This is a genomic window from Parvibaculum sedimenti, assembly GCF_009184905.1.
Lineage (GTDB): Bacteria > Pseudomonadota > Alphaproteobacteria > Parvibaculales > Parvibaculaceae > Parvibaculum > Parvibaculum sedimenti.
Genome location: NZ_WESC01000018.1, coordinates 36,622 through 52,523 on the forward strand (window position 1 = coordinate 36,622; position 15,902 = coordinate 52,523).

Below are 15,902 nucleotides of genomic sequence, written 5' to 3' on the forward strand. Positions count from 1 at the left end.
CAGGGATCGTATTCATGGCAGTGCGGCGCTTCGACACGGATCACTTGAAATTTGTGGTCATTCTCGGCGCGCTCACCGCCTTCGCGCCGCTGTCGATCGACATGTATCTGCCGGCTTTTCCCGCTATCGCTGCGCATTTCCACGCGAGTGCCGGCGAGGTGCAGGCGACGCTCGCCATATATTTCGTCGGCCTTGCGTTGGGTCAGAGCGTCCTCGGGCCGCTCTCCGATCGCACCGGACGGCTACCACCGATGCTTCTCGGCATCGGCGCTTTTGTTCTCGGCGCGATATGGGCGGCGCAAGCGCCCAATATCGAAAGCCTCGTCGCCGCGCGCTTTGTGCAGGCGTTGGGCGGTTGCGCAGGCATCGTCGTTTCGCGCGCCATGGTGCGCGATCTTTTCGACGAGCGGGCCTCGGCGCAGGTCTTCTCCATGTTGATGCTGGTGATGGGCCTCGCGCCCATTCTTGCGCCAATGATCGGCGGTTTTCTGATTGCCCATTATCATTGGCCGGTCATCTTCTGGTGTCTGGCAGGCTTCGGCCTTGCCTGCCTCATTGCGGTCTGGCTCGGGCTCGGCGAAACGTTGCCGCGCGAAAAGCGCTCGCATGGCGGGCTCGGCCATGTGCTGCGCGCCTATATCGGGCTTTTTGCCGACGGGCCGTTCATGGCGTTTTCGCTGGCCAATGCCTGCATCTCGGCGGCCATGTTCGCTTATATCACCGGTTCGCCCTTCGTTTTCATCACGCTGCACGGGCTGAGCCCCGAACATTATGCGATGGCCTTCGGCCTTAATGCCTTCGGTCTCATCACCGCCTCGCAAGTGAATGCCTTTCTGCTTCGACGGGTGTCGGGCCGAACCATTCTCAATGCGTCGATGAGCGCGCATCTCGCGGCGGCGCTTGCGTTGCTGGGCGCGAGCATCTTCATGCCTCAGTCGCTCGCGGTGCTGATGGTATGCCTCTTCATACTGATTGGAAGTCTCGGCTTCATCGGCGCCAATGCGACGGCGGCAGCCATGGCGCGGGCGGGAGAGCGCATCGGCGCGGCGGCGGCGCTCACCGGCATCATTCAGTTTGCGCTTGCCGCAGGCGCGGGCGCGCTGGTCGGCGCGCTCAATGACGGCACGGCCATGCCGATGGCGCTGGCCATCGCGGGTCTGAGCCTCGCTGGAACGACAGCGAGGCTCTTTGCGCGTTGATTAAAGGCCGAGGACGGCTTTGGACAGCACGTTGCGCTGAATTTCGTTCGAGCCGCCATAGATCGTGGAGGCACGGCCGAAACCGTAATTCGCATAGACGGTCTCGCCATAGTCAGGGCCGACGATCGCTTCGTTGCTGCGGCCTTCGAGCCGGTCGCGATGCGAGGCGAGTGCGTAATAGCCGATGGCTTCCATGGCGAGCGTTTGAAGCGTCTGCTGCACTTCCGTGCCGAGGATTTTGAGGATCGATGCTTCGGCGCCGACGCTACCGCCCTTTTCGGCGGCGAAGAGAATGCGCAGATTGGTGATCTCGAGCGCGGCGAGCTTCACCTCGACTTCGGCGAGCGCGGCCTGCCACGCCGGATCGTCGGCGAGGCGCTGTCCGTCGCCGGCGCGCTCGGTGCCCGCGATGAGGTGAAGCTCCTCGGCGGCCTTCTTCGACGAGGCGACGCCCGCAATGCCCGTCCGCTCATGGGCGAGGAGGAACTTCGCATAGGTCCAGCCCTTGTTCTCCTCGCCAATGCGGTTCGCCACCGGTACACGCACATCCTCGAAGAAAACTTCGTTGAGATGATGCAATTCGTCGATGGAGACGATGGGGCGAACGGTGATCCCCGGCGTTTTCATGTCGATGAGAAGGAAGGAAATGCCTTCCTGTGCCTTCACCTGATCGTCGGTGCGCACGAGGCAGAAAATCCAGTCCGCTTCATGGGCATAGGAGGTCCAGATCTTCTGGCCGTTGACGACATAATGGTCGCCGTCCCGCACGGCTCTGGTCTTCAGCGAGGCGAGGTCAGAGCCCGAACCCGGCTCCGAATAGCCCTGGCACCACCAGACATCGCCCGACAGGATGCCCGGAATGTGCTGCGCTTTCTGTGCCACGGTGCCGAAGGTGTAGATTACCGGGCCGACCATGGAGAGGCCGAATGGCATGAGCGACGGGGCCCCGGCTTGCGCGCATTCTTCCTGGAAAATGTGCTGCCGGGTGAGCGTCCAGCCGGTACCGCCGGCGGCTTCGGGCCAGGCGGGGGCGATCCAGCCCTGTTCATAAAGGGTGCGATGCCACTTCTTGAGCGCGACTTTCGGAACACTGATGCCGACGGAATGCGCCTCCGCGACGTCGCGGGGCAGTTTTTCCTTCAGGAAGGCGCGGACTTCCTGCCGGAAAGCCTCGTCCTCAGGGTTCAGTGAAAGCTGCATCTCAAATCCTCCAATGATTGGGGGAGAGAATAATTCGAAGGGTGGGGCCCGCGCCAGTCCCAAGGGGCGCTTGGTGCGGATGGCCGCGCCCCTGTAGTATGCCGCAGGCTTAAAGGGGAGGAATCACATGCCATTCGCCTATCCGCACACGGGCCTCGTGACCGTGCTTTCGCTGCTCGTCTATTTCTGGATGGCGCTCAATGTAGGGCGCGCCCGAACAAAGCACGGTGTTCCTGCGCCTGCGATGAACGGACCGGAAGAACTCATGCGCTATATCCGTGTCCATGAGAACACGATGGAAGGCCTCATTCTCTTCCTGCCTGTGCTCTGGCTCTTCGCGCTCACGACACATGACCTCTGGGCGGCGGCCATCGGCATCTTCTATCCGGTCGGGCGCATCCTCTATGCGCGCGGCTATTACAATGCGGCCGAAAAGCGCGGGCTGGGCTTCACCATCGGCATTCTGGCAACGACCATTCTTCTGGTCGGCTCGCTCATCACGCTCCTCATGGCCGCCTTCTCGGCGCATGCCTGACGCATAAGCAGAAGGGCCGGTGTTTCCACCGGCCCTTCGCTCCTATCCAACGTCCCGTTCGTTTTTATTGACGCCGAATTCCTTCAACCGAGCTTTCCGAGCGCGGCGATGACCTGATCGGTTTTTTCGATCGTCACCATGTGGCTCGCTTCCGCGATGGAGACCAGCTCCGAGCCCTTGATCGCCTTTTTCCAGGCATGGGCATAGGCAGGCGGGATGAGCCTGTCACTGTCGCCCCAGATGAGAACCGTCTTCGCCTTCACGCGGTAGAGCCGCTGCGCGAGCCCGCGATCCGGGATCGGGAAGAGGATCTTTCCCGCCATGCCCATCTGGCGCGCATTCATGACGAGGAAGGCCTTCAGCCATTCCGGGTCATCGAGCGCGACGCCCGCCGTCATCAGCTTCGTGCCGGCTTCCACGTCGTGGAAGAGATATTGCGGCATCTCATAAGGCAGCATGGCGAAGAGATCGGGGATCGGATGATCGTCGAGCCAGAGACCTGCCGGGCAGATGAGTCCGAGACGCGAAAAATCGTTCGGAGCCACGGCAGCCATTTCGGCTGCGATCATGCCGCCCATCGAATGGCCGACGAGGATCGGGTCTTTGAGGCCCAGCCCCGCGACCACATCGGCGGTATGCAGCGTGACGTCAAGCATGTCGCGCAGCTCGCCGCATTCCTGAGAGTCGCCATAGCCGGGAAGAAGCGGCGCGTAGACATGATATTTCTGTGCCAGCTTCACAAGCAGCGGATCCTCGGCGAGAACGCCGCCTGCGCCGTGGAGATAGACCAACGGCTGACCCTTGCCGCCTTCGAAATAGCGGACGGGGACGTGGTGTGTGTCGAGCGTCTTGGTTTCCATCAGTCCTTCCCTCCGACGGCGGCGGCCATATTCATTTCGTTCGCGCTGATGCCGGGCGTTGCCTGCTTCGCCAGCGGTTTGCACCAGAATCGGTTGTCGTCCGCATATTCCGGGAACATGTTGCGGAGCTTCGGCATGACGCGCTCGGCGAAAAGCTTCGTCGAATACATGCATTTTTCCTTCGGCATGTCGCCGACATGGAGGAGGCAGAAGATGTTGCCGACGCGGAGCCCCTTGATGAGGTCTTCCATGCGCTGGCGCACCGTTTCGGGGCTGCCCGCAATGACGTGCCCCTGCTCAATCAGGTCCTTCCAGGTGAGCTTGCTGTAGCCGCCTTCGCCGGGCGGGGCGTATTGCGACAGTGCGCCCGTCTGGATCGTCTTGATGGTGCGATAGCCCGGCGCATCCGCGAAGCCGCCATAGACATGGAGGCAGCGGTTGTAGAAATAGCTCACATGCTCCGAGTAGAGACGTTCGGCTTCCTCGTCCGTCTCGGCGACGCAGATCGTCTGGGCGAAGCCGGCGCGATAGGGCGAGGCATCAGGCGCATTGCGTTCGGCGACGCGGTCCCAATATCCCTGCATCAACGCCTTGGCGCGGATATAGCCGGAGAAGGAGAGGTAGGAATAGGAGTAGGTATTGTCGATGCAGAAGTCGTAGGTCTCGACCGAGCCGCCGCCGGGAATATGGACCGGCATGGGGTTCTGAATCGGGCGCGGCCAGATGTTCACATGACGCAGCTTGTTATAGCGGCCGTTGAAGGCGAAGGGCTCCGGTTCCGACCAGGCGCGTTTGATGAGGTCGTGCGCTTCGCTGTATTTCTCGCGCGTGAGTGCCGGGATCTGGCCGTAGCAATAATTCGTGTCCATCGACGTGCCGACCGGGAAACCCGCGACAAGGCGGCCGCCGGAGATGCAGTCGAGCATCGCGAATTCTTCCGCGACGCGCACCGGCGGATTGTAGAGCGCGATGGAATTGCCGAGCACGACGAGGCCGACATCCTTGGTGCGCCGCGCAAGGCCTGCCGCGATGATGTTCGGAGACGGCATGAGGCCGTAGGCGTTCTGGTGATGCTCGTTGACGCCGATGCCGTCGAAGCCGAGCGTCGACGCGTATTCGAGCAGGTCCATATGCGAGTTGTAGACGTCGTGGCTCTTCGCGGGATCGAAGAGTTTCGAGTCGATATCGACCCACACCGAACGATGCTTCTCGCGGAAGTCGTCCGGTAGATAGGGCCATGGCATCAGATTGAACCAGGTGAATTTCATTGGCCGTCTCCTCCTCCTGAGACAGGCGCGCTCGCCGGGCCCTTGGGGGCTCTTTTGCGGCCGCCTTCTGTTTTAGGGTAATTGCCCTAATTCCGGAGTCTAAAGATTTTGCCCTGGAGGTGCAATCGCGGCGCAAGAGCGATTACTGACAGAACTGTTACTCATTGTGCGCTGCAAGATACGTTAAGCTCTTTCATCCGTATTCACATGTTGTCGGCATTGGGGAGTAACGCAGATGCGAATGAAAACCCTCGGAAAATCGGGGCTTAAGGTTTCGGTCGTGGGCCTGGGCTGCAACAATTTCGGCATGAAGTGCGATCAGGCGCAGACCGATGCGGTAGTGCATCGCGCGCTTGATCTTGGCGTCACGCTGTTCGACACGGCCGACATCTATGGCAACAGGGGTGGGTCGGAGACGATGCTCGGCAATGCGTTGGGTGCGCGGCGTAAGGACATCGTGCTCGCGACGAAGTTCGGCATGGCCATGGGCGATGGCGAGTATATGAAGGGGGGCTCACGTCGCTATATCATCAACGCGGTTGAGGCGAGCCTGAAACGGCTGGGTACGGATTATATCGATCTCTATCAGCTTCATTTTCCCGATCCCGAGACGCCGATCGAGGAAACACTCTCGGCGTTGGACGATCTCGTAAGGGCGGGCAAGGTTCGCTATATCGGGTCGTCGAACTTCGCGGGCTGGAAGATCGTCGAGGCCTGGTATGCCGCCGAGAAGAGCGGATTTTCAAAATTCATCACTGCGCAGAACCACTACAATCTGCTCGACCGCAAGATCGAGCTGGAAATCGTGCCAGCCGCAAATGCCTATGGCGCCAGCGTGCTTCCCTATTTTCCGCTCGCGAGCGGCATGCTTACCGGTAAGTACAAGCGCAATCAGGCAGGGCCAAACGACTCCCGCCTCGTCATGTGGGGCGAGCGGGCGAAGTCGATCCTCACTGACGACAATTTCGATATTGTCGAAAAGCTCGAAGTTTTTGCCTCGTCACGCGATCGCACGATCCTCGATCTCGCCTTCGGCTGGCTAGTATCTCAAGCGCATGTAGGCAGCGTGATAGCGGGCGCAACGAAGCCGGAACAGGTAGAGTTGAACGTGAGGGCCGGCGAGTGGGAGCTTTCGGCCGAAGACCTCGAAGAGGTCGGACGGATCAGTTTCCGGCTTTAGGCCCGCCGTGTCGCGAGTGACGTGCCTTCGAGGTTGCCGGTGAGAACGCGGTCCTGCTTTGCGCCGGTGAGGTCTGCGCCGCGCAGGTCGGCGCCGCGAAGGTCGGCACGGGAGAGATTTGCGCGGGTCAGCACCGCACCGCGAAAATTCGCTGCGGCAAGGATCGCGCCTTCCAGATTGGCATCGGAGAGGATCGCGCGTTCGAATTTCGCGCCGGCGAGGATTTTGCCCGCCAGGTTGCAGCCACCGAGAAAGGTTTCGGTGAAGTCGGCGCGAATGCCTTCGCGGCGGTCGGAGTGAATCCAGAGGATATGGGCGGCGAGGATTTGCTCAAGATGCTCCGGCGATGGCGCGCGCCGGGATCGCCTTGCGCCGGAGAGGTCCGTACGTTTGAACGTATCCTCGTCCATGATCGCTTCGCGCAAATCCGCGTCGTCGAGATTGGCGGCGGCGAGCAGGACATCGACAAGTTTGGCGCCCGCGAATTTCGTGTCCCGGAGATCTGCGCCCTTCATGTTGACACGGTCGAGCGCCGCGCCCTCGAAGCTCGCGCCGGAGAGCTTCGCGCCGGAGAGATTGGTGCCACGCAAATTCGCGCTCTTGAAGCTCGACACGCTTTGGCGAATGCTGCTGTCCGCGCCGTGCTTGAAAACCACGCCGAGGCCGAGATTGGCGCCGTCGAGCGTCGCGGCGTTGAGTTCCGCGCCTTCGAACTGCGCGCCACGCAGATCCGCGCCATCGAAATTCGTGCGGGTCAGATTGGCGCGGTCGAAATTCGCGCTGAAGAGGTCGGCGCGGGAGAATCTCGCATCCTCAAGATCGGCATTGGCGAAATTGCAGGAGACGAATTGCGCCTCGGCGAAATTGAGACCGCGCAGATCGAGGCCACTGAGATCGCAATCGCGAAGATGGGCGCGCCAGCCATTGGGTTTGCGAAGCAGATAGCGACGATGGAGTTCTTCGATACGGGCGATCAGCTGCTGCGGGATGCGCTTGCCCTCCAGGATCTTGCGCCCCTGCTGCCCTCCGTCCGCAGGTCTGGCGTCGGATTGGGACTGAATGCCGGGAGGCCTGGTGGACATCTGGGACCGTAACGCTAACTGAAGGGGTTTTCATCAGTTAACGGGTGGTCTCTTAAAGGCGGGTGAAATTCGTATTTCAGTTTTAGTATAAGTTTAACGAAAGGCGGTTAACGGCTGCGGTCTTGCGAGGCTTTCTTGCCGCCAGAGCCCCGAGCGTTAGACTGATCGTAACAAGACATCACAAACGCGATTCAAGAATGTTGGGAGGAAGACATGCGCCAGGTCGATCTGGTTATCCGTCGTGGAACGGTTGTTGACGGAACGGGAGGGAGCCCTCGCATCGCCGACGTCGCGATCGACAAGGGTGTGATCGTCGAGGTGGGTGACGTCTCGGCGCAGGGGCGTGAGGAGATCGACGCGAAGGGCCTCCTCGTCACGCCCGGCTGGGTCGACATCCACACGCATTACGATGGGCAGGTCACCTGGGACCAACGGATGACGCCCTCGTCCATCCACGGGTCGACGACCGTCATCATGGGCAATTGCGGCGTGGGCTTCGCGCCTGTGCGCAAGACGGACCACGACACGCTGATCCGCCTCATGGAAGGCGTCGAGGATATTCCGGGCGCGGCGCTCCATGAGGGGCTTTCCTGGGAGTGGGAGAGCTTCGCCGATTATCTCGATGCGATCGAGAAGGTGCCGCACGACATTGACGTGGTGACGCAGGTGCCGCACGGCGCGCTGCGCGTCTATGTGATGGGTGAGCGCGGCGCGAAGCGCGAACCTGCGACGGAAACCGAGATTGCCGAGATGAAGCGGCTGACGCGCGAGGCGATCGAGGCCGGCGCCATCGGCTTCTCGACCACGCGCACCATGGTGCATCGAACTGCCGACGGCGATCTGACGCCAACCGTGGGGGCGGCAGACGCGGAGATGATCGCCATTGCCGAGGGGCTTCGCGAGGCGGGGGCGGGTGTCCTGCAATGGGTATCGGATTTCCGCGAGTTCGATCATGAGTTCGACCTCGTCGAAAAACTGGTGCAGGTGTCGGGCCGTCCTTTGAGCTTCTCCATGGTGCAGGCCGATGTGATTCCGAACCAATGGCGCGATCTGATGGCGCGTCTCGACAAGGCGGCGGATGCCGGCCTTCCGATCAAGGCGCAGGTGCAAGGGCGTCCCGTCGGTCTGATGCTTGGGCTTCAGGGCTCGGTCCACCCCTTCGTCACGCGCCCTTCCTACAAGAAGATCGCGCATCTGCCGCTTGCCGAGCGCGTGGCCATCATGCTGGAACCCGCATTCCGCGAGAAGCTTCTCGCCGAGGCGCCGGAGGCGGGGCATCCCTTCGTCAATTCGCTTGCGGGCGCCTACCACAAGATGTTCGACCTCGGCGATCCGCCGAATTACGAGCCGGCGCCCGAAGAGAGCATCGCCGCGCGGGCGAAAGCGACGGGCGAGAATCCCGACGCCATCGTCTATGACATTCTGACGGCGAATGGCGGCACGGGCTTCCTCTTCTTCCCGTTGCACAACTACACCGAGTTCAATCTCGACAATACGCTGACCATGATGCGCAATCCGAACACGCTGTTCGGCCTGAGCGATGGCGGCGCGCATGTCGGCGCGATCTGCGATGTGAGTGTGCCGACCTATATGCTGACGCACTGGTGTCGTGACCGGACGCGGGGCGAGCGGCTCGATCTTCCCTTCGTCGTGAAAAGCCAGACGCGCGACACGGCCGAGGCGGTTGGCCTTCTTGATCGCGGCCTCATCGCCCCGGGCATGAAGGCGGATGTCAATGTGATCGACTTTGAGCGGCTGCAACTGCGCCCGCCGCATATGGTCTACGACCTTCCGTCCGGCGCGCGGCGTCTGATGCAGGAAGCAGACGGCTATGTGGCGACGATCTGCTCGGGCGAAGTCATCTATCGCAACGGCGAGCATACCGGCGCGCTGCCGGGCAAGCTCGTGCGCGGGCACAAGTCCGCCCCCGTTGCGCGCGCAGCCGAATAATCAGGCCGGTAGGGCCCATCGACGAGCGGGTGCTCTTTCGGGGGTGCCCGTTTTCATTTGCACTTCGGCAGCGATGCGTGCGGCTTCATGTTCGAGGAAAAGAGCGGCGCGTTCGGCGATTTTCTGCCAGCCATCTTCGCTCGGCAGCCAATGAGCGTGGCCTGGCAGCAGTTCGAACCGGGCCATCGCACCGATATATTCGGCATTGCGCTTGGCGAGCACGGGCGAGGTTATACGGTCATGCCGCCCCGTGAGAAAGAGGAGAGGGCAATTGATCTCTTCGCGCCGTATCAACGAGGCGCGATGAGGGTCGAGATAGTTGAAGGCGATTTCGGCCAGCGCCCGACCCGATTCCGGTATGAGCTGTGTGTAGAGCTTGACCGCCTCTTCTTCCGAGCAGCCGTTGAGAACGCCCCAGCGCATGGTCCGGTAGGACGGAAGCTGCGGCTTCTCCCAGAAGCGCCGTCGAAGCATCGTGCTTGCGAAGATGCGGGCAACACAGGAGTTGATGGCGACGATAGGCCCGCAATGCGCGGATGCAAGCAGGACGCCCGCGCGCAGGAGGCCACGCGCGGCGAGCATCTGCGTGAGCAACCCGCCCATTGAATGGCCGATGATGAAGGGGGGCTCGTCGAGCTTGCGGATGTCTGCCTCAAGGTCGGCGGCATAGTCGAGAAGGCTTGTCGTGCCGAGGTCCGGGTGAGGGTGTGTATCGCCACCGCTGCAGCGGTGGCGCAGGATCGGCGTCACGACGCGATAACCCCGATCTTCAAAATAGTGCTGGAAGTTGGCCCAGACATCCGGGCGGCTCCACATGCCGTGGATCAGCATGATCGTCCGCTCGCGTCCGCTCGCCACGCATCCCGAGATCATGTTAATGTTCATCATTAAGCAAGGCGCAGCTGCGGCGGCGTCCGGAAGAACTGGGGAGGAGAAGCATCATGAACAGCGGTACCTATCGGATTCTCGGAGGGCTCGGCTCGCCCTATTCCATGAAAATGCGGGCCGTCCTGCGTTACAGGCGACTCCCGCATGTCTGGGTACAATTGAACGACAGAAACGCTTACGAAATTGCCAACGTCAAGCCCGCCGTCATTCCGATCATTCAGTTTCCGGACGGTTCCCTGCACAATGATTCGACGCCGATGATCTTCGAGCTGGAGCGGCTTCACGCCGGCCAGCGTTCGATCGTGCCCGACGACGAGGGGCAGGCCTTTCTCGCCTTCCTGCTTGAGGACATGGCCGATGAGTGGGGCACCAAGATGATGTTTCATTACCGCTGGTTCCGTCAGCGCGACCAGAAGCAGATGTCGGAGTGGCTCGCCTTCGACAGGCTTGCGGGGCATGGCCGCGCGTCGATCGACAGGCATGCGGAACTGTTCGCCGCGCGGCAGATCGGCCGCATGGCGCTGGTCGGCTGCACGGCAGCGAACCAGCCCCTGATTGAGGAAACGGCGCGGCGCGTCCTCGCCCTGCTCGAGGTCCATGTCACCGAAGAGCCCTATCTCTTTGGCTCGCGACCGTCGCTGGCCGATTTCGGCTGGATGGGACAGCTCTCGCAGCTTGCTGTCGATCCGACGCCCGCCGACCTCATGCGCGAAGCCGCGCCTTACACATTCCGCTGGCTTGCCCAGCTCGACGATGCGTCGGGTATCGAAGGCGAGTGGCGTAACCCCGCCGCGCCGCTTTCGCCGGCGGTGAAGGGGCTCCTCGCCATGGCGGGCGAAGTCTATTTTCCGTTTCTCGTCGCCAATGAAGAGGCTTTGAAAGAGGGCGCAGAGACCTTTTCCTTCGTTGCGCTCGGCATGGGCTATGAGCAGGGTGCGTTCAGATATCAGGCGAAATGCCTTGCCCAGTTGCGCGAGCGTTTCCGCGCCTTGAGCGGCGCCGCGCGCGAGCGGCTCACACCGGCTCTGCGCGAAGCCGGCTGCCTCGAATATCTCGCGGTGGGTTGAGGCATCGGCGCGCGACGAGGCGCCGCTTGATTGATCCTTACATTGTCGGCACTCTTTCCGTTATGCCGATCGGTACGGGACGCTCGGCGCCAAACCTTCATCGGGGATGATCATGACGGACAGACGAAAGACGACTGCACGCAAGGCGCCACGCAGCGCCGCCGCACGCGCCGCTGCGGGAGCAGGACCGGCGGCGGCCCGGCCCGCGAAGAAGGCGACAAAGGCTGCGCCGGCAAAGGCCAAGGCGACGACCAAGCCCAAGGCGACGACGGCGGCAAAGCCGCGCAAGACAGCAGCAAAGACTGCGAAGCTTTCGCCCGAACAGTCCACGGCCAAGAAGGCGCTCGAAAAGCAGGTCAAGACCATTTCGCGCGATATCGACAAGGCCGAGCGCGAAGCGAAGAAGGCTCTGAAGGCTGCGGAGAAGCGCTATCGCGGCCTGGTCGCGCAGCTCAAGACCGACCGTGGCGCGCTCCAGAAGCGGCTCAAGGTTCTCGCGGGGCAGGGCGAAAGCGCCTTCGACGAGATCAAGATCGGCGTCGAGGGGGCCTACAAGGAACTGGCCGAGGCGGTTGCCAAAGCCTATGGGCACTTCAAGTAAGCGCCCCGATTGGCGAGATGCGGGCGCGGGGTCCGAAAGGCCTCGCGCTTTTTCTTTGCGCGAGGCTTTGCCTGCCATTGCGCGCCGCCGCGCGACCGGGCTTACTCGCATTCAAAGCCATTAAAAACTGACCGGGAGGACTGCCATGAACCGCGTACTCGCTCATACGGGCGCCAAATATCCGATCGTCCAGGCGCCGATGGGCTGGATCGCCCGCTACCCGCTGGCTTCCGCCGTGTCGAAGGCGGGCGGCATCGGTATCATCGAAACATCGTCGGGTGAGACGGAAAACTGCAAGGCCGAGATCATGAAGATGATCGAGCTTGGTCTTCCCTTCGGCGTCAACCTGCCGATCATGTTCCTGCGCGACGACGCGATGCTGAAATTCGTCTGCAATTCGGGCGTGAAATTCGTCACGACTTCGGCGGGAAGTCCGGCGAAGTTCATCGCGCCGCTTAAAGATGCGGGCATTACCGTCTATCACGCCGTACCAACGCTCGACGCGGCGGTGAAATGCGCCGAGGCGGGCATTGACGGGCTCGTAGTCGAAGGCGCTGAAGGCGGCGGCTTCAAGAACCCGGAAGAAGTCTCCACGCTGGTGCTGCTGCAGGCAATCCGCGCGGCCGTCGACGTGCCGCTCATCGCGGCGGGCGGTATCGCGGATGGACGCGGCATGGCGGCTGCCTTCGCGCTCGGCGCCGAGGCCGTGCAGATGGGCACGCGTTTTGTCAGCGCCGCCGAGAGCCCGGTCCATCAGAACTACAAGCAGAAGATCATCGACTCGAAGGAGACGGGCACTTACGTCCTCAACAAGAAGGCGACGCCTTGCATCCGTGCGCTGAAGGCGAAGGTGCTCGATCCGATTCATGAAGAAGGCCGCATGCCGCCCGACATCCTGAAGAACATCATGGATGTCTATTTCGGTGGCGACATGGAGGCGGCGCCAGCGCTTGCCGGCCAGTCGGTCGGCCTCATTCACGAGGTGAAGCCGGTGAAGGAGATCATCGACGGTATGGTCGAGGAGTTCTTCGCCATCTCGCAGCGGATGGGCGGCTACGCGAGCGCACGCAACTTCGGCTGATTTTCAATGCAGGCGCGGCATGGCGTGCGGGAAGGGCAACTCGCCCATGCGCGTCATGCCGAAGCGGAGGCCGGTGGCGTTGAACGCTATCGCAAGACGTTGCGCGGCGGCCCAGAGGCTTTTCGCGTCGCGAGACGCCCATGCCGGATCGCAGGCGGCGAGCGGCGTGCCGTCGCGTGTCTGCATGGCGGCGAGGAACATGAGGATGCGCGCCTCATCGCTCGTCAGGACGCGCCATTTCGGGCAGGGGATGGAAAGCGGCCGCCCGGTCGCCTGCGTCAATGCGTCGGTAAGATCCGCCACCAGTCCGGCGCCCTCCGGCATGTCGAGAGCATCGAAGGCGCCCTGCAGCACCAGGGAGCGCTGTTTGCCGGTGCCAATATGGGTCCATTGCACACGCAGAGCCCAGGTCGCGAACTGCTCGGCAAAGCCGAGTTCCGCAACGGGCTGATCGGCAAAATAGGCGTGGCGGGTGGCGGGATTGGGAAAGAAGGCGCGGTCGGCTTGTTTCATCGGTGATCTCCGCTGCTGGGGCGACGAGCGAAGAATATCGCAAATGAGAATTAGTCGCAATAGTAACGGGGGTGGGCGACCGACGCGGCCTGTCGTTCGTGATGGGCGGAAATGTGAATTTTGCACGTCTAAGCGGCAGTTTTCCTAGGTTTTCATTGACACGCTGCACTGCGTCAATTACATCAGCGCTCGAAACGCAATCGCACGTGCCCCTGGCCAGACTGGTTACGTAACGGCGTACGCGTCTCTTTTGGAAAGTTTGGCGGCCTGCCGCATCAGGCAAAACCCGCTGGGTTTCGAGGGAGAATGCATATGCCGGATTATAGTCTGAGGGGCTAACGCCCCGGATTAAAGTCGAGCCGTCCTGCGAAGCTGGACAGGCCGGGCGAGACCGCCCCGCACTCGGCAAAAACCTAGCGAAGCGTTTCTTCAAGAAAGCTTTTGTTTCATGGGCCCCGGCGCATCCCGGAAGGGATATTCCGTTGTTGCGGAGCGCGTCCGGCAAGCCCGGTCATCTACTGGTTGGAGAGTGGCTATGTCCGAGCCCCGCGCCCTCTTCCAATTGGGGATCGACTTGAATCGCGATTCAAGGAAGACCCAGGCGGAAGTTCTCGAGTTCCCTCATCACGCTGCCGATCTCGCCAATGTCGAGACGCTGTCCGAAGGACCGCGCCCGCATGCCGAAGAGCGGAAGGATTTCTTCATTGAGCGCGATGGCGTCCGTTTCGCCGGCACGCATCTCATCATCGACCTGATCGGCGCGAGCCGTCTGGACGATCTCGCCCATATCGAGGAGACGCTGGTCCGCTGCGTCGAAGTATCGAAGGCAACGCTTCTGCACATCCATCTCCACCACTTTACGCCCAATGGCGGCGTGTCGGGCGTGGCGGTGCTGTCGGAAAGCCATATCTCGATTCACACCTGGCCCGAGGCGGATTATGCTGCTCTCGACGTCTTCATGTGCGGCGAGGCTGAGCCGCAGAATTCGATCGCGGTGCTGCAGGAAGCCTTCGGGCCTTCCAATATCCGCGTCGAAGAACTGCGTCGCGGGCAGGGCATGGTCTGATGACCGACGGAAAGAACGGTCCGCGCTGGGTGACGGAGACCCTCCATGAAGAGGGAGGGCTTCGCACCTCCTATCGCGCGGACCGCGTTCTTTTCGAAGAAGGGACCGAACACCAGCATCTCGTCATTTTCGACAATCCGACCTTTGGCCGGATGATGACGCTGGACGGCGCTACGCAGGTGACCGAGCGCGACGAGTTCGTCTATCACGAGATGATGACCCATGTGCCCGTGCTGGCGCATGGCAATGTGAAGAAGCTGCTCATCATCGGCGGCGGCGATGGCGGCATCCTGCGCGAGGCCGCGCGGCACAAGGGCATCGAGAAGATCACCATGGTCGAAATCGACCCGGCGGTGACCGATTTCTCGAAGTCCCACCTGCCGATGATTTCGGCGGGCGCCTTCGGCGATCCGCGCCTCGAACTCGTTTTCGCCGACGGCTCCAAATTCGTCGAGGGCGAGGGCGAGACCTACGATGTCATCATCGTCGACTCAACCGATCCCGTCGGTCCCGGTGCGGTGCTTTTCGAGGAAAGCTTCTATCGCAACGCCAGGGGCCGTCTCACCGAAGGCGGCATCATGGTGACGCAGAACGGCGTGCCGTTCCTGCAACCTGCGGAACTTGCGAGCACCATTTCGAAGTTCCACCGTCTCTTCAAGGTCTGCAGCTGCTACCTGGCGACGATCCCCACCTATGTCGGCGGACCGATGGCCATGGGTATCGGCACGGATGACGAATTCGCCAAGGCCGTGACGGTCGAAGCGCTGGAACATCGTTTCGCGGCGGCGGGCTTCAAGACGCGTTATTACACGCCCGAAGTTCACAAGGCCGCCTTCGCGCTTCCCGCCTATGTGCGGGAGATCGTCGACGCCGCGCGGCGTTGACGATCTTTCGCATCAGCCGATCTTCTCAGTCGATTTTCTGGGCGCTGGCGACGATGCCGTCGGCATCCGCATAGAGATATTCGCCGGGGCGGAAGGTCACGCCCGCGAAGCTCACCACAACATCATATTCGCCGAGGCCCTTGCGGTCGCTCCGCTTCGGATGGGCGGCGAGTGCCTTCACGCCGACAGGCTGCGCCGCGATCTCGGCTGTATCGCGCACGCAGCCATTGATGACGAGGCCCGCCCAGCCATTCTTGGCCGCAAGCACGGCGAGATTGCCGCCGAAAAGCGCGCAGCGCAGCGATCCGCCGCCATCGACCACCAGCACACGGCCATTTCCCGGCCCCTCAAGCGCCTGACGCAGCTTCGGATTGTCCTCGAAGGTCTTGAACGTCGTGATCGGCCCCGAGAAAGCGAGCTTGCCGCCGAAATCGCGGAAGATCGGTTCGGCATGCTGAATGTCGGGATGTGCGTCGGAGAGATCGGTGGTGGCGGGGGAGGTCATCTTGATATCCGGAGTTGAACGCG

General features: G+C 61.9%; 16 protein-coding genes. 9 read left to right on the forward strand and 7 right to left on the reverse strand.

Features of this window, described 5'->3' with window-relative positions; genetic code table 11:
- Positions 1–14 precede the first annotated feature (14 nt).
- Entirely contained in the window at positions 15–1,199 is a 1,185-nt protein-coding gene (locus F2P47_RS16115; protein ID WP_152217410.1) for a multidrug effflux MFS transporter, read from the forward strand.
- Here the strand turns inward: F2P47_RS16115 and F2P47_RS16120 are convergent, their stop codons facing one another.
- Positions 1,200–2,399: an acyl-CoA dehydrogenase family protein gene (locus F2P47_RS16120; RefSeq protein WP_152217411.1), complete on the reverse strand. Its 1,200-nt coding sequence runs from the start codon at positions 2,397–2,399 to the stop codon at positions 1,200–1,202.
- A 127-nt stretch (positions 2,400–2,526) separates the two neighbouring features.
- Here F2P47_RS16120 and F2P47_RS16125 point away from each other — a divergent pair, with 127 nt between their 5' ends.
- A complete protein-coding gene (locus F2P47_RS16125) occupies positions 2,527–2,934 on the forward strand; it encodes an MAPEG family protein (protein WP_152217412.1) in 408 nt (135 codons plus the stop codon).
- Positions 2,935–3,017: 83 nt separating this feature from the next.
- On the opposite strand, the gene F2P47_RS16130 is transcribed toward F2P47_RS16125, so the two are convergent.
- Positions 3,018–3,794, reverse strand: coding sequence for an alpha/beta fold hydrolase (locus F2P47_RS16130; protein WP_152217413.1), 777 nt, complete (start codon positions 3,792–3,794; stop codon positions 3,018–3,020).
- Positions 3,794–5,062, reverse strand: a complete 1,269-nt coding sequence (locus F2P47_RS16135) for an LLM class flavin-dependent oxidoreductase (RefSeq protein WP_152217414.1) — start codon at positions 5,060–5,062, stop codon at positions 3,794–3,796. The genes F2P47_RS16130 and F2P47_RS16135 overlap by 1 nt, the downstream gene beginning before the upstream one ends.
- Positions 5,063–5,297: 235 nt before the next feature.
- Between F2P47_RS16135 and F2P47_RS16140 the strand changes: the two genes are divergently transcribed.
- The gene (locus tag F2P47_RS16140; RefSeq protein WP_152217415.1) at positions 5,298–6,242 is read left to right on the forward strand and encodes an aldo/keto reductase; all 945 of its coding nucleotides are present in this window, start codon (positions 5,298–5,300) and stop codon (positions 6,240–6,242) included.
- Here F2P47_RS16140 and F2P47_RS16145 read toward each other — a convergent pair.
- Positions 6,239–7,324, reverse strand: coding sequence for a pentapeptide repeat-containing protein (locus F2P47_RS16145; protein WP_152217416.1), 1,086 nt, complete (start codon positions 7,322–7,324; stop codon positions 6,239–6,241). The two genes, F2P47_RS16140 and F2P47_RS16145, sit on opposite strands and share 4 nt — an antisense overlap.
- Before the next feature lie 213 nt (positions 7,325–7,537).
- On the opposite strand from F2P47_RS16145, the gene F2P47_RS16150 reads away from it, so the two are divergent.
- Entirely contained in the window at positions 7,538–9,274 is a 1,737-nt protein-coding gene (locus tag F2P47_RS16150; RefSeq protein WP_152217417.1) for an N-acyl-D-amino-acid deacylase family protein, read from the forward strand.
- Here F2P47_RS16150 and F2P47_RS16155 read toward each other — a convergent pair whose 3' ends face one another.
- Positions 9,275–10,162: an alpha/beta hydrolase gene (locus F2P47_RS16155; RefSeq protein ID WP_152217418.1), complete on the reverse strand. Its 888-nt coding sequence runs from the start codon at positions 10,160–10,162 to the stop codon at positions 9,275–9,277.
- A gap of 53 nt (positions 10,163–10,215) precedes the next feature.
- Between F2P47_RS16155 and F2P47_RS16160 the strand changes: the two genes are divergently transcribed.
- From F2P47_RS16160 to F2P47_RS16170, 3 genes are all read left to right on the forward strand, one after another.
- Positions 10,216–11,229: a glutathione S-transferase N-terminal domain-containing protein gene (locus F2P47_RS16160; protein WP_152217419.1), complete on the forward strand. Its 1,014-nt coding sequence runs from the start codon at positions 10,216–10,218 to the stop codon at positions 11,227–11,229.
- Between the two features lie 112 nt (positions 11,230–11,341).
- Positions 11,342–11,830, forward strand: a complete 489-nt coding sequence (locus F2P47_RS16165; RefSeq protein WP_152217420.1) for a sll1863 family stress response protein — start codon at positions 11,342–11,344, stop codon at positions 11,828–11,830.
- Positions 11,831–11,975: 145 nt separating this feature from the next.
- A complete protein-coding gene (locus F2P47_RS16170) occupies positions 11,976–12,911 on the forward strand; it encodes an NAD(P)H-dependent flavin oxidoreductase (protein WP_152217421.1) in 936 nt (311 codons plus the stop codon).
- A 3-nt stretch (positions 12,912–12,914) separates the two neighbouring features.
- On the opposite strand, the gene F2P47_RS16175 is transcribed toward F2P47_RS16170, so the two are convergent.
- Positions 12,915–13,424, reverse strand: a complete 510-nt coding sequence (locus F2P47_RS16175) for a hypothetical protein (protein ID WP_152217422.1) — start codon at positions 13,422–13,424, stop codon at positions 12,915–12,917.
- Between the two features lie 574 nt (positions 13,425–13,998).
- On the opposite strand from F2P47_RS16175, the gene speD reads away from it, so the two are divergent.
- Together speD and speE are read left to right on the forward strand one after the other, a co-directional pair.
- Complete coding sequence (gene speD, locus F2P47_RS16180; protein WP_343032321.1) at positions 13,999–14,490, forward strand: adenosylmethionine decarboxylase; 492 nt, start codon at positions 13,999–14,001, stop codon at positions 14,488–14,490.
- Positions 14,490–15,374: a polyamine aminopropyltransferase gene (gene speE / locus F2P47_RS16185; protein ID WP_152217424.1), complete on the forward strand. Its 885-nt coding sequence runs from the start codon at positions 14,490–14,492 to the stop codon at positions 15,372–15,374. Before speD ends, speE begins: the two co-directional genes overlap by 1 nt.
- A gap of 25 nt (positions 15,375–15,399) precedes the next feature.
- On the opposite strand, the gene rraA is transcribed toward speE, so the two are convergent.
- Positions 15,400–15,879 carry a ribonuclease E activity regulator RraA gene (gene rraA / locus F2P47_RS16190; protein ID WP_152217425.1) on the reverse strand — a complete coding sequence of 160 codons (480 nt, stop codon included), beginning with the start codon at positions 15,877–15,879 and terminating at the stop codon, positions 15,400–15,402.
- Between the last annotated feature and the right edge of the window lie 23 nt (positions 15,880–15,902).